Consider the following 20,100-nt stretch of genomic DNA (forward strand, 5'->3'; position numbering starts at 1 on the left):
GGACGCTTAAAAACCCGGCAAGCTGTACGTTTTTGTCATCGTGGGGTGTCCATCAGGGGGCAGGGCCCGGAGGTGAATGCGTCGTCTTCGGCCAACAGATCGACCGCGGTAATGCCTTAACGCCCTTTGGGATAATAAATGCGATAACCGCCGCCAATGCCGGTTCCTCATTCTGTATCAAACCCCTCCCGCCCACAGTCCACTGCGAAGTGAACCTTAGCCCAACGCTGAGTCATGGCAACGTGCTGCCGAACAGCACCAGTTCGGTCACTATCCGTGGGACGATCGATTGCGGGAGCACCCCTAAGGTGACGATCGTCGGAGGGGGCGATTTAGAACTTGCTCCGGGGATTAAAACGCACCTGGATGCCGCCGCTGTAACAGAGAAAGAAATCGTGGTGTCGTCAGAGATGACGACGTACGGTGCAATGCCCGGGCAGTACGAGGGTAATGCGATCATTGTGGTGGATCCTCAATGAGGATCGCGTGGCTTATTTTGCTGATGTGGGATCCATTTTTCCCGCAGCCCGTTGCTGAATATTAAGGGCCTGTGGCTGGCGTTACGATGAAGCCTGTGAGCTCAACTGCCTGGTTAACATGTGGCTGGATTTTGCCGGGCATCAGGCCCGTCGCCGTCAGCAGGTCTTTTTACGCGACGGGCCGGCGTTTTATTAAAATTACAAAGGCGGAATGGCTTTTAACCTTTTACGAATTGGTTTAACTATCTTTTAATTAAGGTTTATATGCCCCTACCTGGAGTTTTATCCTAATTTTTTACAATTATACAGCTTATATCGTTTTTTAATGGGTATGCGGTTAGAATTTTCTTAAGTTGCCGATCGCCATCATCACTGTCCGGGTAACCCGAACTCATGACTGATTGCGCGTGCCTGTTGAGATTAAGCGTAAATGGTGAGCGCCTGAAAATAACGCACTTTTATCATTTTTTGAAAAACCCTGGCAGCGGATAAATACGCTGAGGCGCTTTACGGTATGGCGTGTTTATTCAGTTAATGAATAAGCTCCCGATAAACAGAACGAAAAGCCAGCCATGCGGCGCAGGAGATCAACCGGGCGTGACCTTGATATTTTCCGTGCCGGGCGTCGCCAGTAAAAGTCTTGTTCTGAATATTAATTACCATTAATGCCTGACATCAGCGGTGCAGTATTTATCGTAAACGATGACGTTAGTCATAACGCCATGCTTCATTAACCTTTTATTTATTAATGGTCATTATCGTGATAGCCAATCGCGTTGTTTTTTTCTGCCTGAGTCTGCTGTTTATCCCCAGCATTATTTATCTTCCCAACCCCGGAGGGGTGGGACTGGCACTGCCGTTTAACCTGCTGTTCAGCGGGGCGGCAGCACTGCTGATCGCCGTCTGCTGGTATCACGCACCGCCGCGCCGCATAACGATCACGCCGACCTGTCGCCTGATTCTGGCGGCCTGCCTGCTCATGGCGCTTCCGGCTCTCTTTACCCGGGCAGAGTGGCAGAGTACCGCCCTGTGGCGGTTGGCAGGATTATTCGCCGGGGCAGGCTTCTATTTTACCTGGCTGCAGATGCACCTGACGGCACGCCAGCGCCATGGGGTGCTCTACCTCATCCTGCTGGCCGCCGCCGGTCAGGCGCTGATTGTCATGCTGCAGCTCTTTGCGCCCTCTGTCGCCCAAAGCTGGGTGCCGGTCAGTGAGCATCGCGCGCTGGGCATTTTTCAACAGCCTAATGTCGTGGCCAGCTTTATCGCTACCGGCCTGGCGTTAGCGTTGGCGACCTTTCTGCTGCCGGGATTCTGCCTTGCTTCTGCGCGCATGGAGAGCTGGCGACTTCGGGCCATCGCACTGGCGCTGCTGGTCATGCCCATGGTGCTGACCTGGTTACAGTCGCGGACGGGCTGGCTTGCCGCACTCCTGGTACTGGGGCTGTTTGTCCTCTTTTTTGGCCGCCGTTTTCCGCAGCGAATAGTGGTGGCGGCGTTGTTAGCATTGTCTGGCGTTGCTGTCGGGGCCGTCGTGATGAAATTGGGCAGCGGGCTAAGCGATGCGCTGGCGTATACCAGCCACGCCCATTCTAACCACGCGCGGTATACCATGCTGCGCGACACGCTGACGATGATTGCCGATAAACCGCTGACAGGCTGGGGCTACGGTGGCTTTGAATACAGCTTTCAGCATTTTCGCATTGATCAGGATCCCCCCATCGTCGTGACAGAGATCGCCCGTCATCCCCATAATGAGCTGCTGCTATGGTGGGTGGAGGGAGGGGTTATTGCCCTTCTGGGCATCCTGCTACTGCTTTGGAGCGGTATAAAGCTGATCGCGCGCGCGCGCCAGCGTGACCGGCGGGCCTTTGCCTGTCGTAAGTCGACGGCCGGCGAAGCAATAGCGCTCTGCCTGGCGCTGCTGCCTGTGACGCTGCACACGCAGACTGAATACCCGTTTTATCTCTCCACACTGCACTGGCTGGTGTTCTTACTGTTACTGGCGATGCTGGACCGGCTGGTCAGCCCGCGTCTGTGGCAAGAGAACAGACTGCAATGCTGGAAATATCCGATGCTGGCGCTGTCTCTGTCAGCGCTGGCGATGGTGATCGGGGGGGGATACAGCGGGCGGGTATTGACCCAGGCGGAGCGCAGCGACCTGCAGGATATGCAACCGGTTGAGGCGCTGCCCGCCTGGACAAGCTGGATACATCGCGACCGTCTGAGTTTTGATCGCCAGCTGGCCGGGCTGCTGGCGTTTAATCACACTCGCGATGAACAGCAACTGCATCAGTACGCCGACTGGGCTCAGGGCTATCTGAGCCATCGCATTGATAAAAATGTCTATGCCAACCTGCTGCTCATTTTTCGCCACGAAGAAAAACCTGCGCTGGCGGAGCGCTATCGTCAGGAGGCAGAACGCCTGTTCCCACGCGACGCACGGTTTTCCCCCGCCAGCAGTGATGGGCAGGTCACGCTATGAAATCACATATCGATATCGTCATTCTGGATAACGACCAGTATTTTTCCCAGGGGCTGGAAGCCCTTCTGGCATCCTACTTCATCAGAGTGGGCTGTACGACGGCGTTTTTACCCGCCCAGCATTACTGGAAAGCCGACCTCGTGTTCCAGCAACAAAATCTGAACCAGACTGCGCAGTACTGCCACAGACAACCCGCTCACTACCAGTCACTGATCACCATCCAGGAGCCCGTTCCGCCGGGCTACCGCCAGCGGCTTGTCCCCTGCCTGAGCGAAAAAAGTGTGATTAATCGCCTGATAAGCACCGGGGCGCTGTTAAACGAGGTTGAACGTATCATGAAGCATGACACGCCTGCTGCCCAGCCCTGGGCGTGTCCGCGCTGTGCACTGACGCTGACGCTACGGGAAAAGCAAGTTCTGCTGGCGATACGTCGGGCCCAGTCTCCTGGCCAGATTGCCACCGAGCTCAAGTTGAGTGTCAAAACCATCAGCGCCCACAAATGGTCAGCCATGAAAAAATTAGGGTTTAAACGCAACACAGAACTGCTGAACTGGCTCCGCCAGGGCGATCTGCGGGATGAGTTGAGCACCCTGCTGTGATGCCGGGCTTCTCATTATCCCCACTGGCTGCCTTTCAATTATGTGAGAAGGCCATGCTATCCTACGGCGTGCCCTGTCGGCCCCATCCGTACAGGAGGGGCGTGACAGGTTTTACGGTTCCTCCAAAGCCTGATGCTGAGAGGCAATGTTAACCCGGGCCTGCCGGGATTTTTTATGGTGTATAGCGATGCAGAAGTACAGTAACAGCGCGTTTCACGGCACCGTCCTGGTCGTTGCAACCATCGTCGGCGGCGGAATGTTTGCGCTGCCGATCGCGTTAGAAGCACTGTGGTTTACCAAAGGCGTTCTTTTTCTCCTGCTCTCCGCATTATTTATGCTCGCGTCGGGTCTGATGCTGGTCGATGTGAACATGAGATTTCCGCAGGGTTCGAGCTTCCATACGTTTACAAAAAAACTGCTCGGCAGAAAGGTCAATTTCATCGTTGGACTGAGCCTGGTGTTTGTGCTCTACCTGGTGACCTATGCGTATCTTTCCGGGGCCTCTGCGGTCTTTTCCACCCTGCAATCTGACCTGACGGGGAAACGCTATCCGGTGCTTTCCGTCATGCTGATCACCCTGTTTGTCTCCGCCGTGGTTTGCAAGGGCGGGCGGTTCTCTGCCCACATCATCTCCTTTTTTATTGCCGCTAAATTCACCGCCTTTTTTATGGCAACGGCAGGACATTTGCATCGCATCTCCCCGGAACTGGTATTCACCAGCCCGGCGTTCGGCAGCTTTTCCGCAATATTATTAACGCTCCCTGTCTGTATCATTTCATTCGGATTTCATGGCAGCATCCCCTCATTAATCAAAATGTATGGCGGGAAGGAACACAAATTAGTGGTTAAGTCCCTGTGCTTCGGCGTGGGGATTTCCGCACTCATTTATATCTACTGGCTGGGCATGACGATGGGCATCCTCGATCGCGGGGCATTTGCCGCCATCAAAGACCAGGGAGGCAATATTAATGTCTTTATGACCGCCCTGAGCCAAAATGAACTGAGCCACTACATCAACGGGCTGTTACTGTTCTTTGCCTTTTTTGCCGTGACCTCGTCTTTACTGTCCGCCTCCCTCGGTCTTTTTGACTATCTTCATGACCTGTTGAGCTCCTTTTTAGGGATAACATCGTCCTTCCCTGCCGCAGCGATGACCTATCTGCCCCCTGCACTGTTGTGCATCATCACCCCTGACGGCTTTATCCCGGCGCTGGCCTATGCCGGGATTGCGCTGGTGATCTGGAGTGTGCTTCTTCCTCCTCTGCTGCTGTTAAAAGCAAGAAAGGCGGGCATTGAGGGGCCTTATCAGTTCCCGGCGGGCAATAAGTTTCTCTATGGCTACTTCCTGTCAGGCTTTCTGCTGTGGGTGGCCATGCTGGTCAACATGATCAAAGTCTGAGGAGAGGGGATAAGAAAGACATCGCTGCCCGGTAAAATCAGACGACAGGATAGGGTGATTTACGCGCGCCTGTCCTAATATTATTAAGATAAAACCACTGGGGAAACGATCATGTTCAGACGCCGCAGTTTAACGGCTGTTTTAGCCGCTATTATTTCCTGTTCACTGCTTGCCACACCGGCGCTGGCGGATCCGGGTAACGGGAATGGAAAGGGTAACGGCAATGGCAAGCACGGCCACAGCCAGAAAGACAAGCCGGGCAAAAATGAGGGCGGCCCCTCAAACCGTAAAAATCACGGTAAGCCGGATCGGGTCAGTGACGATATCAGCTTTGATGCCGCGCGCCACCTGGCGCTGAACTATGGCCTGACCGGCTATCGCTCCCTGCCCCCCGGCATTGCGAAAAACCTGGCGCGCGGCAAGCCGCTGCCGCCGGGCATTGCGAAAAAAGCCGTTCCCGCCTCAATGCTCGACCAGTTGCCCTATTATCCGGGCTATGAGTGGAAGATTGTCGGTGACAATCTGGTGCTGATTGCGCTGAGTACCGCCTTAGTGACGGCGGTGATTAACGGGGTATTTGATTAAAGAACAGGCGGGCAGCCCTGCCCGCCTTATTTCCGCGGTGCCGTACAAGATGCCGGAACGTTATGCGCTACGGCGCTTTATTTTCTCCAGCACCGCGTCTTCTCCGTACCTGCGCAGATATGCCGTCACCTCCCGCGCCCAGCGCTCCCCCTCACCCAGCACGGCCCGGCTCTGGCCCGGAGCGTAAATCTCCGCATTGTCATACAGGTTGATCAGCGTCTGATTCATGCCGTCGATACTGCTGACGGGGTTCTTTTGCTGCTGTGCTGCCAGCGCAGCCACGATCTTCGCCTGATGTTCCGGATTGGACGGAAAGGTCCTTTCCCCCAGTTCACTGAGCACCAGGAACGATGGCGGAATGCCCTCTTCGATAGCGGCCTGTAAGCGGTAATGCCCGTCCAGAATCACGAACGAACCCAGCCCGGCAAAAAAGCGTACCAGCACCGGCGGCAGCGTCCCTTCCCGGCTCTTTTTGCGCCACCACTTCAGGCGCCCGGCGTCGGGCTGAATAGCATAGCGCGCCAGCAGCGGCGTGCCGTTCCACCACCAGTCCACCTGCACGACGCGCACCGGGGCCGTCAGATCCGGGATATCCTCCGCGAACAGTGACCAGCTAAACCCGATATTGCCGCTCTGCGCGGGCGCGTGAAAACGCCAGTCCTTCAGCGCGGGCTGTCGCTGCAGCGCGTAAGGTGCAGTGGGAACAGCGGGCAGCATCGGGCGCAGCAGCCAGCGGCCCGCCGGCAGCAGCGGAACATCCGCCGTCAGCAGATAGCGGGCAAAGTAACGGCACCATTCACCGATCCACGCCTCCGGCCCGGTACGAAGAATGGACTCCAGCGCCGGTGAGGTAATGGGAGGGAAGACGGCCTGCGGCTCGGGATGTTCAGTGTTGAACACCAGCCACAGGCCGGAGTGATCCTTCAGCATTGAGGCCCAGAACAGCGGCACACCGCGCAGCGACAGCGCCATGCGGCCATGATGCCCGCTGTGCATTTCCAGAATGGGCGACGTCAGCGGCCTCTGGCTGTGTAATGCCAGCCCCAGCCAGGCCTGATTGCGGTCGTGCAGATCCTTCCACCAGTACTGTGACATCCGATGTTCCTTGCGCTAAAGAGAGGGAAATTTTAGGCCAGTGCCGGGAAGATGCAAGGGGTGACCGATACGCCGTTTTACCGGAACGGGTATCGTCGGGTCGGCCCCTGAGGTGTCCCCAGAAAATCACCAGGGCGCTATCGCGGGAGGCACGATACCCGGTTTCCGGAGGAAGGGCTGCTTGCTGCAACGGCATAAACACGTCCCTGTGGCCTGGCGGCCGGCCTTCCCTGGCCGGCAGCCTGCTGCAATCAGCCCTTCCTCTTTCACCCGCTACCCCCGGTGTGGCTGTTTCCAGACCCACAGCGGGCAAGAATGGTTGAGGAGATGGGGTCCGCTGACCTCACTATCCCCCTCCCCTTAATACCGAAGCCACTTTGGTTTTTAAACCGTCACCTTGCCCAGTCCTTCGCGAATTAGCAGCGCTTCCATCACCGTGCGCAGCTCCTTCAGTGCCGCTTCCGGCAGCGCTTCGCTGCGGGCCAGCAGCTCACGCGCAGGCGTAACGGGCGGCGGGGCGGGCTGTGCGGTGATCACCAGACAGCCCGGCATCACCCGCACCGTGACGGGCGTATCGGTGGCAAAACCACACGCCTCCAGCCACAGCCCCTTGAGATTCAGCGACGGGCTGCGCGAATAATGATGCGTTAACCCGGTTTTGGCATCCTCATGTCGAATGCTGATATAGCCCACTTTCAACTTTCGCTGGATTTTGGAAATAACGGGTTCTGACTTACAATCGTATTTAGCCATGATAACTAGTCCTGTTAGTTGTTGTGGTCAGCGGTGTTAACGGGTTGCCGCCCGTTAGCACCGCGATTCATAAAAACCTTCCTGTATAAAAACACACTGATGACTCACCCTAAAATAGCGAAAAAAGAATGATAAATCGCTGTAACAGAGAAAATAAAATGCGAGGAGAATTCCAGAATGGGGAAATAACGGGGAGCCTTCACGCTGGCGTAAATTAGTGGAATAAAAAATAGAAATTAATTAATAAAATAAATATAAAAGATCAGCTTATTCCTTAACACCCTGAATAAATAAAAAACGAAATTTATTAAAACAATGCATGCATAGACATTAAAGATTAGCCTTACAGGTTCGTTTCTGTTGAACCTGCCAGGAAGAGTGACGGGTATCCTCATGTGCAATGTCGCCTTGCTCAGTGCTTACCGGGTTTGGATCACACACTGACGGAACGGGAAGCGGCGATAAAGCAGATGGGATGTGCCTGTGATGAATCGATGTCAGGCAGTATAACGATCAATATGGTAAATACAGATACGCTTTGGCGGAAGATCACAGGAGTCGAACCTGCCCGGGACCGCTGGCGGTCCCAACTGGATTTGAAGTCCAGCCGCCTCACCGGAGACGACGATCTTCCCTTTTGAAGAGGGGCTGAGTATACCATCGCCAATGACCACAAATAAACTCCGGGTTTGTGCCTCATTTCAGTGATGTCCCCCACCGGCAGCAAGCTGTCCGTTTTTGGTCTTCTTTCCCTGCCTTATCCCGTCCATCATAGCGTTAACCCCATCCAGCAGGAGTCCAGAAATGACCGATACCGTACTGTTAGTGATTGATGCCCAGCAATCCTTCTATGAGCGTGGCTACAGGGAAACGCCAGAAACCCCGGCATTCGAAAAAGCATTAAGCACCCTGGTGGCAGGCTGTCAGGCGAAGGGGATCCCGGTGGTGGATGTGTTCCATGTCGAAAGCGAAGGAGCCTTTGCGCCGGAATCCGGTCTGGTGGTGCGTCTGCCGTTTCTGACCCATGAGCCGGTCGCCAGCTTCCGCAAAAAAGTGCATAACGCCCTGACCGAATCGGGTCTGCAGCAGTGGCTGGAACAGAACGACGTAAAGCATGTGATTATCAGCGGCCTGCGCACTGAGCAGTGCTGTGAAACCACCGCCCGCGTGGCGTCGGACTTCGGCTACCGCGTGACCTATGTCACCGAGGCAACGCTGACCTTCCCAATCACCCATGATGGGATTACCCTGAGCATTGCCGACTTACGCCACCGTACCGAAAGCGTGCTGATCCATCGTTTTGCCGATATCCGCACCGCTGAGGGCTGCCTGCAGGAGCTTGCATAATATGACGATCCCGGTGTGGTTTGTAACCCTGCCCGGTGTGATGACGCTGGATCTCACTGGTCCGGCGGAAACGCTGAAGCTGGCAGCAGGGGCGTTTTCGCTGCGCTATATCGGCCCGGATGAATCCGTGCTCACCTCCACCGAGATGTACATCAGCCGCATTGAGCCACTGCCGGAATCCCTGCCAGCCGGGAGCCTGCTGGTGCTCCCGGGCGTCAGCGACTCTAAAGTGTGGTTCGACACGCCGCAGGCGGTGGCCGCGCGTCACTGGCTGATGCGCATTCAGCCCGCCATTCATGCCGGTGACGTGTCGCTGGTGTGCATCTGCTCTGGCTCCCTGCTGGCGGCGAAAGCCGGGCTGATGAACGGCGTACAGTGCACCACGCACCATGAGGTAATAGATCGGCTTAAAAAAGCGGAACCGGGGGCGATTGTGAAAGAAAACCGCATCTTCGTTGAAGATCGCGGCATCTGGACCAGCGCGGGCATTACCGCCGGTATCGACCTGTCGCTGCATCTGATTAACCGCCTGTGCGGCGCGCAGACGGCGATGGATGTGGCCCGGGAAATGGTGGTCTATTTTCGTCGTTCGGGGGAAGATCCGCAGCTGTCCCCCTGGCTGCGCTATCGCAACCACATTCACCCCGCCATTCACCGCGCCCAGGATCTGCTGACCCTGCAGCCGGAGCAGGAGTGGCCGCTGGAGGAGATTGCCGCCAGAGTTCACGTCAGCGCGCGCCATCTGACGCGGCTGTTCCGTCAGCATCTCGGCATCAGCGTGCGTGACTATCATGAACAGCTGCGGCTGACGATTGCCCAGCAGCGCCTGCAGCAGGGCGAAGGCAACGAGCGCGCCGCGCTGTCGGCCGGGTTCTCCTCCTCGCGCCAGCTGCGTCGGGCATTGCAGCGCTGGGAGACGTAAAAAAAGGAGGGGGATAACACCCTGAAATAATCGTCGTCAGAAAAAGGCCGTGCTGCTCACTTTCACCAGGGAGCACCCTGCCCGATTTTAATTCGCTCAACGCCTGTGCTAGTGTTACACGTAACATTGCGCTTTTTTTTACATCAAAAGCTAAACCGATTTAGCTATAAAAAAAGCACTAACCCACTGCTTACTGACACGAGGCACAAACGTTATGAATAACCTGCTCATTGTGGCCGCCACCGTCGCGCTGGCCCTGTTGTCGATTATTTTTCTGTCACCGTGGCCGGTCTGGCTGGGCACGCTGGCGGCCTGGGTGACCACCGGCTCGTTCTGCCTGCAGGTGCTGCATATCGTGAAGAATAAAGACACCAGCGGCCTGTCGCTGGGAATGTGGGCGGCGCTGTTCTTCGGGGTTGCCTGCTGGACGTGGTATGGCCACCGTATGCACGACGTGCCGGTGATGGCGGCCAACGGCATTACCGCGCTGCTGGCGCTAACGGTGATTATGCTCAAGCTGTGGCACGAGCGCCCGGTGCGTAACCCGAACCGCCGCAGGCTGGTGCGCATGCCGAAGGTGATCCTTAACCCGCGCATCCGTCGGCTGCGCCCGCTGAAGGTGGCGAAAGACGCGCAGGAAAAGGTCAGCTGACCAGGCGGCGCTTATCCAGCGTCTGCAGGCCCAGCGCCAGCAGCAGGCTGCCGCCCAGGGTAATGCCGAAAATCAGCGGGATGTCGATCAGCGGATGGTCAGTGTTGTCCAGGTCATGGGTGCGCATATAGTGGATAAACAGCGCGTGAAAGCCGTAGATCGGCAGGGAGCAGCGGGAAATCAGGGCAAAAAACGGATTCACGCGGTCGTTCATGGCGTTCTTAAACAGGACCAGCAGGCTGACGGCGGCGAAAAATACCGCCGGGCCGCAGTACAGATACCAGGTATCGGCAAACGCCCCATTGATGGCGAACTGCCGCTTAGTGCCAAAGGCGATCATCAGCACGCAGGCAGCAAACACGCCCCCGGCCAGCCAGGACACGCCGCGCTTCTGCGTCTCCATCATGCCAATCGCCCGGCCAAACAGCGCGTACAGCAGGTAGTAGATGGTGTCCCCGTTGATATACAGGTTGATCGGCAGCCAGTGGAAACGGGCCACCGAGCTGTCGATGGTATTGGGGTTGGCCAGCAGCGCCAGCACCAGCGTCACCACCGCCAGGTAGCGCGCCCGCACCGGCTTCACCTGAATCAGCGGTGACAGCATATAGATGACGATGATCGCAAAGAAGAACCACAGGTGGTAGAACACCGGTTTTTGCAGCAGGTGCTTCACCGACAGGGCTTCATTAATCGGCGTCAGCAGGGTGATGTAGAGCAGTGCCACCGTGCTGTAGAACAGCAGGCACAGCACAATGCGCAGAAAATGTCGCCCCCGGGCGCTGCGCTCGCCAAAGAATAAGTAACCGGAAATCATAAAGAAGATCGGCACACAGACCCGCGAGGCTGAGTTCAACAGGTTGGAGAGATCCCAGCTGTGCTCCCCCACCGACAGTCCGGTGGTGACATACCAGGTGGTGGTGTGGATCATAATCACCATCAGGCAGGCCACTGCGCGTAAATTCTCTATCCATCCAATCTTTTGCGACATTTCATCCTCATTTCACGGGAACATCTGCACTTATGCGAGATTGAGGGTAGCCAGGCGGCCACGCTTCAACAACCAGAGACGGGAAAAATAGGACCAGGATGAAGGGATTATGTGGCGGGGGCGACAAAAAATTCCCCAATCAATGATCACGGCATTTTGGTAATAGCCCCGGTCAAAGGGTATACTGACTCCCACTTTTTATCACCACTCGTATCGCGTGCGAATCCAAATGCAAAAGTTTGATACCAAGACCTTTCAGGGGCTGATCCTGACCTTACAGGATTACTGGGCTCGCCAGGGCTGCACCATCATCCAACCTCTGGATATGGAAGTCGGCGCTGGTACTTCTCACCCCATGACCTGCCTGCGTGCGCTGGGTCCGGAGCCGACAGCCGTTGCCTATGTGCAGCCTTCACGTCGCCCGACCGATGGCCGTTACGGTGAAAACCCGAACCGCCTGCAGCACTACTACCAGTTCCAGGTGATCATCAAGCCGTCCCCGGACAATATTCAGGAACTGTACCTCGGTTCCCTGAAAGAGCTGGGCATGGATCCGACCATCCACGATATCCGCTTTGTGGAAGATAACTGGGAAAACCCAACGCTGGGTGCCTGGGGTCTGGGCTGGGAAGTGTGGCTGAACGGCATGGAAGTGACGCAGTTCACCTACTTCCAGCAGGTTGGCGGCCTGGAGTGTAAGCCAGTCACCGGCGAGATCACCTACGGTCTCGAGCGCCTGGCGATGTACATTCAGGGCGTGGACAGCGTCTACGATCTGGTCTGGAGCGACGGCCCGCTGGGTAAAACTACCTACAGCGACGTGTTCCACCAGAACGAAGTGGAGCAGTCTACCTATAACTTCGAATACGCTGACGTCGACTTCCTGTTTACCTGCTTCGAGCAGTACGAGAAAGAAGCGCAGAGCCTGCTGGCGCTGGAAAAACCGCTGCCGCTGCCTGCCTATGAACGTATTCTGAAGGCCGCACACAGCTTTAACCTGCTGGATGCGCGTAAAGCGATCTCCGTCACCGAGCGCCAGCGCTATATTCTGCGCATCCGCACCCTGACGAAAGCCGTGGCTGAAGCCTACTATGCCTCCCGCGAGGCACTGGGCTTCCCGATGTGCAATAACAAGAAATAAGAGGCAGCCATGACTGAAAAAACCTTCCTGGTGGAGATCGGCACCGAAGAGCTGCCACCAAAAGCCCTGCGTAACCTGGCGGAATCCTTTGCGGCCAATTTTACCGCTGAACTGGATGCTGCAGGCCTGGCCCACGGCGAAGTGAGCTGGTTTGCGGCCCCGCGCCGTCTGGCGCTGAAAGTGGCGAACCTGGCCGCAGCGCAGCCCGATCGCGAAGTGGAAAAACGTGGCCCGGCAATCCAGGCCGCGTTTGATGCCAATGGCGTGCCGAGCAAAGCCGCTGAAGGCTGGGCCCGCGGCTGTGGTATCACCGTGGACCAGGCCGAGCGCCTGAGCACCGACAAAGGCGAGTGGTTGCTGTATCGCGCTCAGGTGACCGGCGAAAGCGCCCAGGCCCTGCTGCCGGCGATGATTGCCACTTCGCTGGCGAAGCTGCCGATCCCGAAACTGATGCGCTGGGGCGCGTCCGACGTGCAGTTCGTGCGTCCGGTTCACACCGTGACACTGCTGCTGGGTGATGAGCTGATCCCGGCGAAAATCCTCGGTATTGATTCAGCGCGTACCCTCCGCGGCCACCGCTTTATGGGTGAACCTGAGTTCACTATCGACAGCGCCGACCAGTATCCGCAGATTATGGTTGAGCGCGGCAAAGTCCAGCCGGACTTCGAAGTGCGTAAAGCGCTGATCAAAGCGGGTGCCGAAGAAGCTGCCGCGAAGATTGGCGGCATGGCTGACCTGAGCGAGAGCCTGCTGGAAGAAGTGACCTCCCTGGTGGAGTGGCCGGTGGTGCTGACGGCGAAGTTTGAAGAGAAGTTCCTCGCGGTGCCGGCCGAAGCGCTGGTGTACACCATGAAGGGCGACCAGAAATACTTCCCGGTGTACGACAAAGCAGGCAACCTGCTGCCGAACTTTATCTTCGTCACCAATATCGAGTCAAAAGATCCGCAGCAGATTATCTCCGGCAACGAGAAAGTGGTCCGCCCACGCCTCGCCGACGCCGAGTTCTTCTTCAACAGTGACCGTAAGCGCCGTCTGGAAGATAACCTGCCGCGTCTGGAAACCGTGCTGTTCCAGAAAGAACTGGGCACCCTGCGTGACAAGACCGACCGTATTCAGGCGCTGGCTGGCTGGATTGCCGCGCAGATTGGGGCCGATGTGAATCACGCTACCCGTGCGGGCCTGCTGTCCAAATGCGACCTGATGACCAACATGGTGTTTGAGTTCACCGACACCCAGGGCGTGATGGGCATGCACTATGCGCGTCACGACGGCGAAGCGGAAGACGTGGCCGTGGCGCTGAACGAGCAGTATCAGCCGCGCTTTGCCGGCGATCAGCTGCCGTCCAACCCGGTGGCCTGCGCGCTGGCGATTGCTGACAAGATGGATACCCTGGCAGGGATCTTCGGTATTGGTCAGCATCCGAAAGGCGATAAAGACCCGTTTGCTCTGCGCCGTGCTGCACTGGGCGTGCTGCGCATCATCGTTGAGAAAAACCTGTCGCTGGATCTGCAAACCCTGACGGAAGAAGCCGTGCGCCTGTATGGCAGCAAGCTGTCTAACGCCAAAGCAGTGGATGAAGTGATCGACTTTATGCTCGGCCGTTTCCGCACCTGGTACCAGGAAGAGGGCCACAGCGTCGACACCATTCAGGCCGTGCTGGCCCGCCGCCCAACGCGCCCGGCAGACTTCGATGCGCGGATGAAGGCAGTATCGCACTTCCGTACGCTGGAGCAGGCAGCCAGCCTGGCGGCCGCTAACAAGCGTGTCTCTAATATTCTCGCTAAAGCCACCGAGCCGCTGAACGACAGCGTGCAGGCGTCCCTGCTGAAAGAGAATGAAGAGATCAAGCTGGCGACCTATGTGTCAGCACTGAGCAGCAAACTGCAGCCGTTCTTCGCGGAAGGCCGTTACCAGGATGCGCTGATTGAGCTGGCACAGCTGCGTGAAGCGGTGGATAACTTCTTCGAGCATGTGATGGTCAATGCCGAAGAGAAAGAAATCCGTATTAACCGCCTGACTCTGCTGGCGAAACTGCGCGAGCTGTTCCTGCAGGTGGCGGATATCTCTCTGCTGCAGTGAGGTGATGTCGTGACGGGCGCACTGCAACACCGGCGTCCGTCATTCACATTACGATCGTTTGCGGGAAGAACGCAGGCTGAAGCTTTGCCACTGGCAGGAAAGCCGGGAAATGATTCACCGCTCCCCGAAAATACAAAACCCGCCGTTGGCGGGTTTTTTCTGTCATCCCAGCAGCTGTCTGCTGAGGCACGGATTCGAGTGAATCAACTGCATTAACTTCTGCGCGCTACCAGACGGCTTGGTGCGTTTCGCTTCCCAGCTTTTCACCGAAGAAACACTGACACCCAGTGCCTGGGCAAACTCAGCAATCTGCATACCGGTAATTTCCCGAACTCTTTTTGGCTCAGGCGGTGCCACTTCACTTTTCATGGCTGGCAGGGTATGCATAACATTACGGGTCAGAACAATCTGCTCCAGACTGGAAAGCAGTTCAGACATCGGATCTTTAGTCTCCATAAGCACTCCTCAAAAACTCACTAAACGTGAACAACCAGAGGGAAAGAACCTTATACCCAGATTCTCAATGCTGGCATACAACAGCCACTGGGACGCTTTTTGGGGCAGCACAGGGGAAAGCCAGGATCATAAGTATTAGATCATTTTGAGAGATCTGGATCATATTTTTTGTTTATTTTTTCAACTTGCGGAAAACCTGGCCGGTTAAATACAACGAAAAAATAAGTTACACAGACATCGCTATCCATCAAAACTGATTTCGACTATTCTTTACGCAACATTTGTTGTTTGAATAAAACCAATAAGTCTTTGTTAACAGGAGTTAATTTCTTATGATGACAGGATCATCACGCATCTGGACCCGTTTGCTGGTGCCTTTTATGGCGCTGTTCATGGTGTTACAGCTTACCGGCTGTGGCGATAATGAAGCCGATCAGCGCAAAGCGTTTATCGATTTTCTGCAAAACACCGTCATGCGTAGCGGTGAACATCTGCCAAGCCTGAGTGAAGACCAGAAGCAGAAATTCGGCCCCTACGTTAGCGACTACGCCATTCTTTTTGGTTTTTCACAGCAGGTAAACCGCGCCGTGGATTCCGGGCTGAAGCCCGTCGTGGAAGAACTGTCCGCCATCCGCACGCCACAGGATTATCTGACGCGCCGTGATGCACTGCGCCAGGCAAGTGGCTCGCTGGGCGTGCTGACTCAGCAAATACAGGCAGCAAAAACGCAGGCCGACAGCAGCAAGGCCGCACTGAAGCAGCCGTCTGATTTGAAAACGGTCTATGACAACGTCTACACCACGGTTGTCACTCAGCCAGCCACAACGCTGGCCCCTCTTCTTCCTGCGCTCCAGGCGCTGAGCCAGGATGCCGTTCAGACCGGCGACTTCCTGCAGCAGCAGGGGGCGAACGTGAGCTTTAGCGGCTCGGCGATCCAGTTCCCGAACCAGGCGCAAGCCACGCAATATAACGCACTGATGAGTAATCTCAGCGCTAATGCCAGGGCACTGACCCAGGCGCAAAGCGTGCTAAATGCCAGTCGCTAAGACCGGACAGAATTAAAAAAGGGCCACAACGTGGCCCTTCTTGCACAATCTTAACTCAGGCGTAATCACGTGCCCAGTTAGCCAGGCTTTCTTTGCCAGCGTAGCCAAACATATCAATCAGCTGGCTCGTGCCCCCCATCAGGCCAGGCTCAACGGCAGCAATATAATGCCAGTCTTTACCTGCATATGCCGGGTTCACGGCAGCATACAGATTGGCCATTTGCTCAACACCTTTCATATATTGAATAAAATCAACACGGTTTAAATTTGCACCGCTGACAGATGTCACTTCTTCCATATTCAGTTCACGAATAGTCATGATTCTCCCTTGTATTTAAAATGAAATCCGTTACCGATCGATATTATCGGCGAGCTAAGACTAATAGAATGCTGCTGTTAATATAATCGTATTAAAGCCATAACTTAAGGCAAATGCTTATTCGTTCGCTTTACAGTGTTTCCCTTCGCTACCGACGTTGAGTGAGTTGCAGGATAAGGAAAGTGAAAGACCATTGAGGAAAGTGTGATCTGACGTTTTTATGCTGAAAATAACTTGTGATTTACATCACAAAAACAGAACAAATCAACAAAATGAAAAGGTGATTTCAATCACAAAACATGAGCTTATCCGGCTATTTTTTCAGCGTTATTTTGATGATGCCTGCATATTTGTGATCTACATCACTCATTACCCCCCTTTAATCGCCCACAAAACGTGATATTGATCACACATATTCCGACACCTACGCAGCGTCAAATTCGCGTGATAGAGTCCGCCTGCATACAGTGATACGGGTGGCTTCACACAGTCAGGTCTAAAACAAAAATCAACGCGCTCTCTTATTTGTCGGCGCGTACTCATAAGGGGTGTTTTATATGTCCTCATCAGATATCAAGATCAAAGTTCAAAACTTTGGTCGTTTTCTGAGTAATATGGTAATGCCAAACATTGGCGCGTTTATCGCCTGGGGTATTATCACCGCGCTGTTTATTCCAACCGGATGGCTGCCAAACGAAACGATGGCGAAGCTGGTTGGCCCAATGATCACTTACCTGCTGCCGTTACTGATCGGTTATACCGGTGGCCGTCTGGTCGGCGGCGATCGCGGCGGCGTGGTGGGAGCCATCACCACCATGGGCGTGATTGTTGGTGCTGATATGCCAATGTTCCTCGGCTCAATGATTGCGGGCCCGCTGGGCGGCTGGGCGATTAAAACCTTCGACCGCATGGTAGAGGGTAAAATCAAAAGCGGCTTTGAAATGCTGGTGAACAACTTCTCTGCCGGTATCATCGGCATGTTGTTGGCTATCCTCGCCTTCCTTGCGATTGGTCCCCTGGTTGAAGGCCTGTCCCATATTCTTGCGGCGGGTGTGAACCTGATGGTGCAGAACAATCTGCTACCACTGACCTCTATCTTCGTTGAACCGGCGAAAATCCTGTTCCTCAATAATGCCATTAACCACGGTATTTTCTCACCGCTGGGTATCCAGCAGGCCAGTGAAGCCGGTAAATCCATCTTCTTCCTGATCGAAGCGAACCCGGGTCCGGGTATGGGCGTGCTGATGGCCTATATGTTCTTCGGACGTGGTAATGCGAAGCAGTCTGCCGGTGGCGCTGCGATTATCCATTTCCTCGGCGGTATCCACGAAATCTACTTCCCGTACGTACTGATGAACCCGCGCCTGATTCTGGCGGTGATCCTCGGTGGGATGACCGGTGTCTTTACCCTGACGCTGCTGAACGGTGGCCTGGTGTCTCCGGCCTCTCCAGGTTCTATTCTTGCGGTACTGGCCATGACGCCAAAAGGCGCTTACTTCGCGAACATCGCCGCCATCTTTGCTGCCTTTGCCGTCTCCTTCGTCGTTTCTGCCATTCTGCTGAAAACCAGCAAAGTGAAAGAAGATGACGATATCGAAGCCGCTTCCCGCCGTGTGCAGGAAATGAAAGCACAGTCTAAAGGTCAGTCTGGGACGCCTGCGGCTGATGGCCTGCACGGCGACCTGAGCCACGTGCGCAAAATTATCGTCGCCTGCGATGCCGGAATGGGTTCCAGTGCCATGGGTGCCGGCGTACTGCGTAAAAAAGTTAACGATGCCGGTCTGACGCTGATTTCCGTGACGAATACGGCCATTAACAGTCTGCCAGGCGACGTTGACCTGGTCATTACCCACCGTGACCTGACTGAACGTGCGATGCGCCAGGCGCCTCATGCCCAGCACATCTCACTGACCAACTTCCTCGACAGCGGACTGTATAACGATCTGACGGCTCGCCTGGTGGAAGCCGGACGCAGCGCCGGTCACCGGGAAAAAGTCAGCAGCGCGCTGAGTGACAGCTTTGATGACGGTCAGGATCATCTGTTCAAACTGAGTGCCGCCAATATTTTCCTTGGCAATCATGCTGACAGTAAAGAACAGGCTATCCGTTTTGCCGGTGAGCAACTGGTGAAAGGGGGCTACGTGGAGCCGGAATACATTGAAGCCATGCTGGAACGTGAAAAGCTGACGCCGACGTACCTTGGAGAATCCATTGCCGTTCCCCACGGCACGGTGGAAGCGAAAGACCGCGTGCTGAAAACCGGTGTGGTGTTCTGTCAGTATCCGGCCGGCGTACACTTCGGCGAAGAGCCGGACGACATCGCTCGCCTGGTGATTGGTATTGCTGCACGTAACAACGAGCATATTCAGGTGATTACCAGCCTGACGAATGCACTGGACGATGACAGCGTGATCGCCCGTCTGGCGACCACCACCGATGTGCAGGAAGTCCTTGAGCTTCTGTCTGGTAAACCCCGCACGTAAGCCGGTTTAACGAACGCACCTCTGTGAAGGGCTGGGCATGCCCGGCCTTTTTTTGGTCGGGACATGTCTGACCCTGACCTCATTGATACGGGAATAATTATGAAAGCATTACATTTTGGCGCCGGTAATATCGGCCGTGGCTTTATCGGCAAACTGCTGGCTGATGCCGGTATTCAGCTGACGTTTGCTGACGTCAACCAGGGGGTACTGGATGCACTCAATGCCCGGGGGGAGTATCCGGTGCAGGTCGTCGGTGAGCAGGAAAAGGTCGAGATCGTCAAAGGCGTCAATGCCGTGAACAGCACCAGTGATGAGATCATGACTCTGGTCGCAGAGGTGGATATTGTAACCACGGCGGTTGGCCCACAGATCCTGGAGCGGATTGCTACCAGCATTGCCAGCGGGCTGACCAAACGCTGTGATAGCGCGAACCCCCGCCCGCTGAATATTATTGCCTGCGAGAATATGGTACGCGGTACAACGCAGCTAAAAGGGCACGTGCTGAAAGCACTACCAGAGCAGTATCATGCCTGGGTGGAAGAACATGTTGGCTTCGTTGATTCCGCCGTGGATCGCATCGTGCCTCCCTCTGCAGCGGGCAACAGCGATCCACTGGCGGTGACGGTGGAAACCTTCAGCGAATGGATTGTCGACAAAACGCAGTTCAAAGGCGACCTGCCTTCCATTCCAGGAATGGAACTGACGGACAACCTGATGGCTTTCGTTGAGCGCAAACTCTTTACCCTGAATACCGGCCATGCCATTACCGCTTACCTCGGCCAGCTGGCGGGGCACCAGACCATACGCGATGCCATTCTGGATGAGAAAATCCGCACCATCGTGCAGGGGGCGATGGAAGAGAGCGGAGCGGTACTGATCAAACGATATGATTTTGATGCGGTGAAACATGCCAGCTACATCCAGAAAATCCTGGGCCGCTTTGAAAATCCTTATCTGAAGGATGACGTTGAACGAGTGGGTCGTCAGCCCTTGCGTAAACTCAGTGCGGGCGATCGTCTGATCAAGCCTCTTCTGGGTACGCTGGAATACCAACTGCCACACAACCACCTGGTCACCGGGATTGCCGCCGCGTTGCACTACCGCAGCGATCAGGATCCGCAGGCGCAGGAACTGACTGCTCTGCTGGAAAAACAGGATGTGGCGACAACCCTCGCACAGATCTCCGGCCTGGATAGCGACAGCGATGTGGTTAAGGCAGTAGTGAAGGCCTGGAACGCTATGGCATAATGTCGGCGCAAGCGCTCCTCAGGG

18 protein-coding genes, 1 tRNA gene and 1 pseudogene are annotated in these 20,100 nt (G+C 55.5%); 14 read left to right on the forward strand and 6 right to left on the reverse strand.

The window, feature by feature from the left end:
- Nucleotides 1–209: 209 nt before the first annotated feature.
- The 6 genes and pseudogenes from EPE01S_RS23400 (at nt 210) to EPE01S_RS07570 (ending at nt 5,547) form a co-directional block, all read left to right on the forward strand.
- Nucleotides 210–479 (forward strand): hypothetical protein, encoded by a 270-nt coding sequence (locus EPE01S_RS23400; protein ID WP_137268951.1) that lies wholly within the window; start codon nt 210–212, stop codon nt 477–479.
- A gap of 85 nt (nt 480–564) precedes the next feature.
- Nucleotides 565–657 (forward strand): annotated as a pseudogene (locus EPE01S_RS23905) (hypothetical protein); the annotation flags it as partial.
- Between the two features lie 582 nt (nt 658–1,239).
- The gene (locus EPE01S_RS07555) at nt 1,240–2,964 is read left to right on the forward strand and encodes a PglL family O-oligosaccharyltransferase (protein WP_255210138.1); all 1,725 of its coding nucleotides are present in this window, start codon (nt 1,240–1,242) and stop codon (nt 2,962–2,964) included.
- Nucleotides 2,961–3,563, forward strand: coding sequence for a helix-turn-helix transcriptional regulator (locus EPE01S_RS07560; RefSeq protein WP_062744027.1), 603 nt, complete (start codon nt 2,961–2,963; stop codon nt 3,561–3,563). Before EPE01S_RS07555 ends, EPE01S_RS07560 begins: the two co-directional genes overlap by 4 nt.
- 187 nt (nt 3,564–3,750) lie before the next feature.
- On the forward strand, nt 3,751–4,962 hold the full coding sequence (locus EPE01S_RS07565) for an aromatic amino acid transport family protein (RefSeq protein WP_062744028.1): 1,212 nt from the start codon (nt 3,751–3,753) through the stop codon (nt 4,960–4,962).
- Nucleotides 4,963–5,073: 111 nt separating this feature from the next.
- Nucleotides 5,074–5,547, forward strand: a complete 474-nt coding sequence (locus tag EPE01S_RS07570; RefSeq protein WP_062744029.1) for an anti-virulence regulator CigR family protein — start codon at nt 5,074–5,076, stop codon at nt 5,545–5,547.
- A 60-nt stretch (nt 5,548–5,607) separates the two neighbouring features.
- Here EPE01S_RS07570 and EPE01S_RS07575 read toward each other — a convergent pair whose 3' ends face one another.
- The 3 genes from EPE01S_RS07575 to EPE01S_RS07585 form a co-directional block, all read right to left on the reverse strand.
- Entirely contained in the window at nt 5,608–6,642 is a 1,035-nt protein-coding gene (locus EPE01S_RS07575; protein ID WP_062744030.1) for a hypothetical protein, read from the reverse strand.
- Nucleotides 6,643–7,026: 384 nt separating this feature from the next.
- Nucleotides 7,027–7,395 (reverse strand): SymE family type I addiction module toxin, encoded by a 369-nt coding sequence (locus EPE01S_RS22815; protein ID WP_072277423.1) that lies wholly within the window; start codon nt 7,393–7,395, stop codon nt 7,027–7,029.
- 539 nt (nt 7,396–7,934) lie between these two features.
- Nucleotides 7,935–8,029, reverse strand: a tRNA-Sec gene (locus EPE01S_RS07585).
- A 170-nt stretch (nt 8,030–8,199) separates the two neighbouring features.
- On the opposite strand from EPE01S_RS07585, the gene EPE01S_RS07590 reads away from it, so the two are divergent.
- The 3 genes from EPE01S_RS07590 (at nt 8,200) to EPE01S_RS07600 (ending at nt 10,316) form a co-directional block, all read left to right on the forward strand.
- A complete protein-coding gene (locus tag EPE01S_RS07590; RefSeq protein ID WP_062744031.1) occupies nt 8,200–8,742 on the forward strand; it encodes an isochorismatase family protein in 543 nt (180 codons plus the stop codon).
- Between the two features lies 1 nt (nt 8,743).
- On the forward strand, nt 8,744–9,664 hold the full coding sequence (locus EPE01S_RS07595; RefSeq protein ID WP_062744032.1) for a GlxA family transcriptional regulator: 921 nt from the start codon (nt 8,744–8,746) through the stop codon (nt 9,662–9,664).
- 214 nt (nt 9,665–9,878) lie between these two features.
- Nucleotides 9,879–10,316: a SemiSWEET family sugar transporter gene (locus EPE01S_RS07600; protein WP_255210139.1), complete on the forward strand. Its 438-nt coding sequence runs from the start codon at nt 9,879–9,881 to the stop codon at nt 10,314–10,316.
- On the opposite strand, the gene EPE01S_RS07605 is transcribed toward EPE01S_RS07600, so the two are convergent.
- Nucleotides 10,309–11,304 carry an acyltransferase gene (locus EPE01S_RS07605; RefSeq protein ID WP_062744033.1) on the reverse strand — a complete coding sequence of 332 codons (996 nt, stop codon included), beginning with the start codon at nt 11,302–11,304 and terminating at the stop codon, nt 10,309–10,311. The genes EPE01S_RS07600 and EPE01S_RS07605 overlap by 8 nt on opposite strands.
- A gap of 229 nt (nt 11,305–11,533) precedes the next feature.
- On the opposite strand from EPE01S_RS07605, the gene glyQ reads away from it, so the two are divergent.
- Both glyQ and glyS read left to right on the forward strand, forming a co-directional pair.
- On the forward strand, nt 11,534–12,445 hold the full coding sequence (glyQ, locus tag EPE01S_RS07610) for a glycine--tRNA ligase subunit alpha (protein ID WP_062744034.1): 912 nt from the start codon (nt 11,534–11,536) through the stop codon (nt 12,443–12,445).
- Between the two features lie 9 nt (nt 12,446–12,454).
- Entirely contained in the window at nt 12,455–14,524 is a 2,070-nt protein-coding gene (gene glyS / locus EPE01S_RS07615; RefSeq protein ID WP_062744035.1) for a glycine--tRNA ligase subunit beta, read from the forward strand.
- A 162-nt stretch (nt 14,525–14,686) separates the two neighbouring features.
- Here glyS and EPE01S_RS07620 read toward each other — a convergent pair whose 3' ends face one another.
- Entirely contained in the window at nt 14,687–14,980 is a 294-nt protein-coding gene (locus tag EPE01S_RS07620; RefSeq protein ID WP_062744036.1) for an HTH-type transcriptional regulator, read from the reverse strand.
- A 332-nt stretch (nt 14,981–15,312) separates the two neighbouring features.
- Here EPE01S_RS07620 and EPE01S_RS07625 point away from each other — a divergent pair, with 332 nt between their 5' ends.
- Nucleotides 15,313–16,026 (forward strand): DUF3053 domain-containing protein, encoded by a 714-nt coding sequence (locus EPE01S_RS07625; RefSeq protein ID WP_062744037.1) that lies wholly within the window; start codon nt 15,313–15,315, stop codon nt 16,024–16,026.
- A gap of 55 nt (nt 16,027–16,081) precedes the next feature.
- Here EPE01S_RS07625 and EPE01S_RS07630 read toward each other — a convergent pair whose 3' ends face one another.
- Nucleotides 16,082–16,345: a hypothetical protein gene (locus EPE01S_RS07630; protein ID WP_062744038.1), complete on the reverse strand. Its 264-nt coding sequence runs from the start codon at nt 16,343–16,345 to the stop codon at nt 16,082–16,084.
- Nucleotides 16,346–16,902: 557 nt separating this feature from the next.
- On the opposite strand from EPE01S_RS07630, the gene EPE01S_RS07635 reads away from it, so the two are divergent.
- Nucleotides 16,903–18,828 (forward strand): PTS mannitol transporter subunit IICBA, encoded by a 1,926-nt coding sequence (locus EPE01S_RS07635; RefSeq protein ID WP_062744039.1) that lies wholly within the window; start codon nt 16,903–16,905, stop codon nt 18,826–18,828.
- A 99-nt stretch (nt 18,829–18,927) separates the two neighbouring features.
- On the forward strand, nt 18,928–20,076 hold the full coding sequence (gene mtlD / locus EPE01S_RS07640) for a mannitol-1-phosphate 5-dehydrogenase (RefSeq protein ID WP_062744040.1): 1,149 nt from the start codon (nt 18,928–18,930) through the stop codon (nt 20,074–20,076).
- Nucleotides 20,077–20,100 lie beyond the last annotated feature (24 nt).

Source organism: Erwinia persicina NBRC 102418 (genome assembly GCF_001571305.1).
Classification (GTDB): Bacteria; Pseudomonadota; Gammaproteobacteria; order Enterobacterales; family Enterobacteriaceae; genus Erwinia; species Erwinia persicina.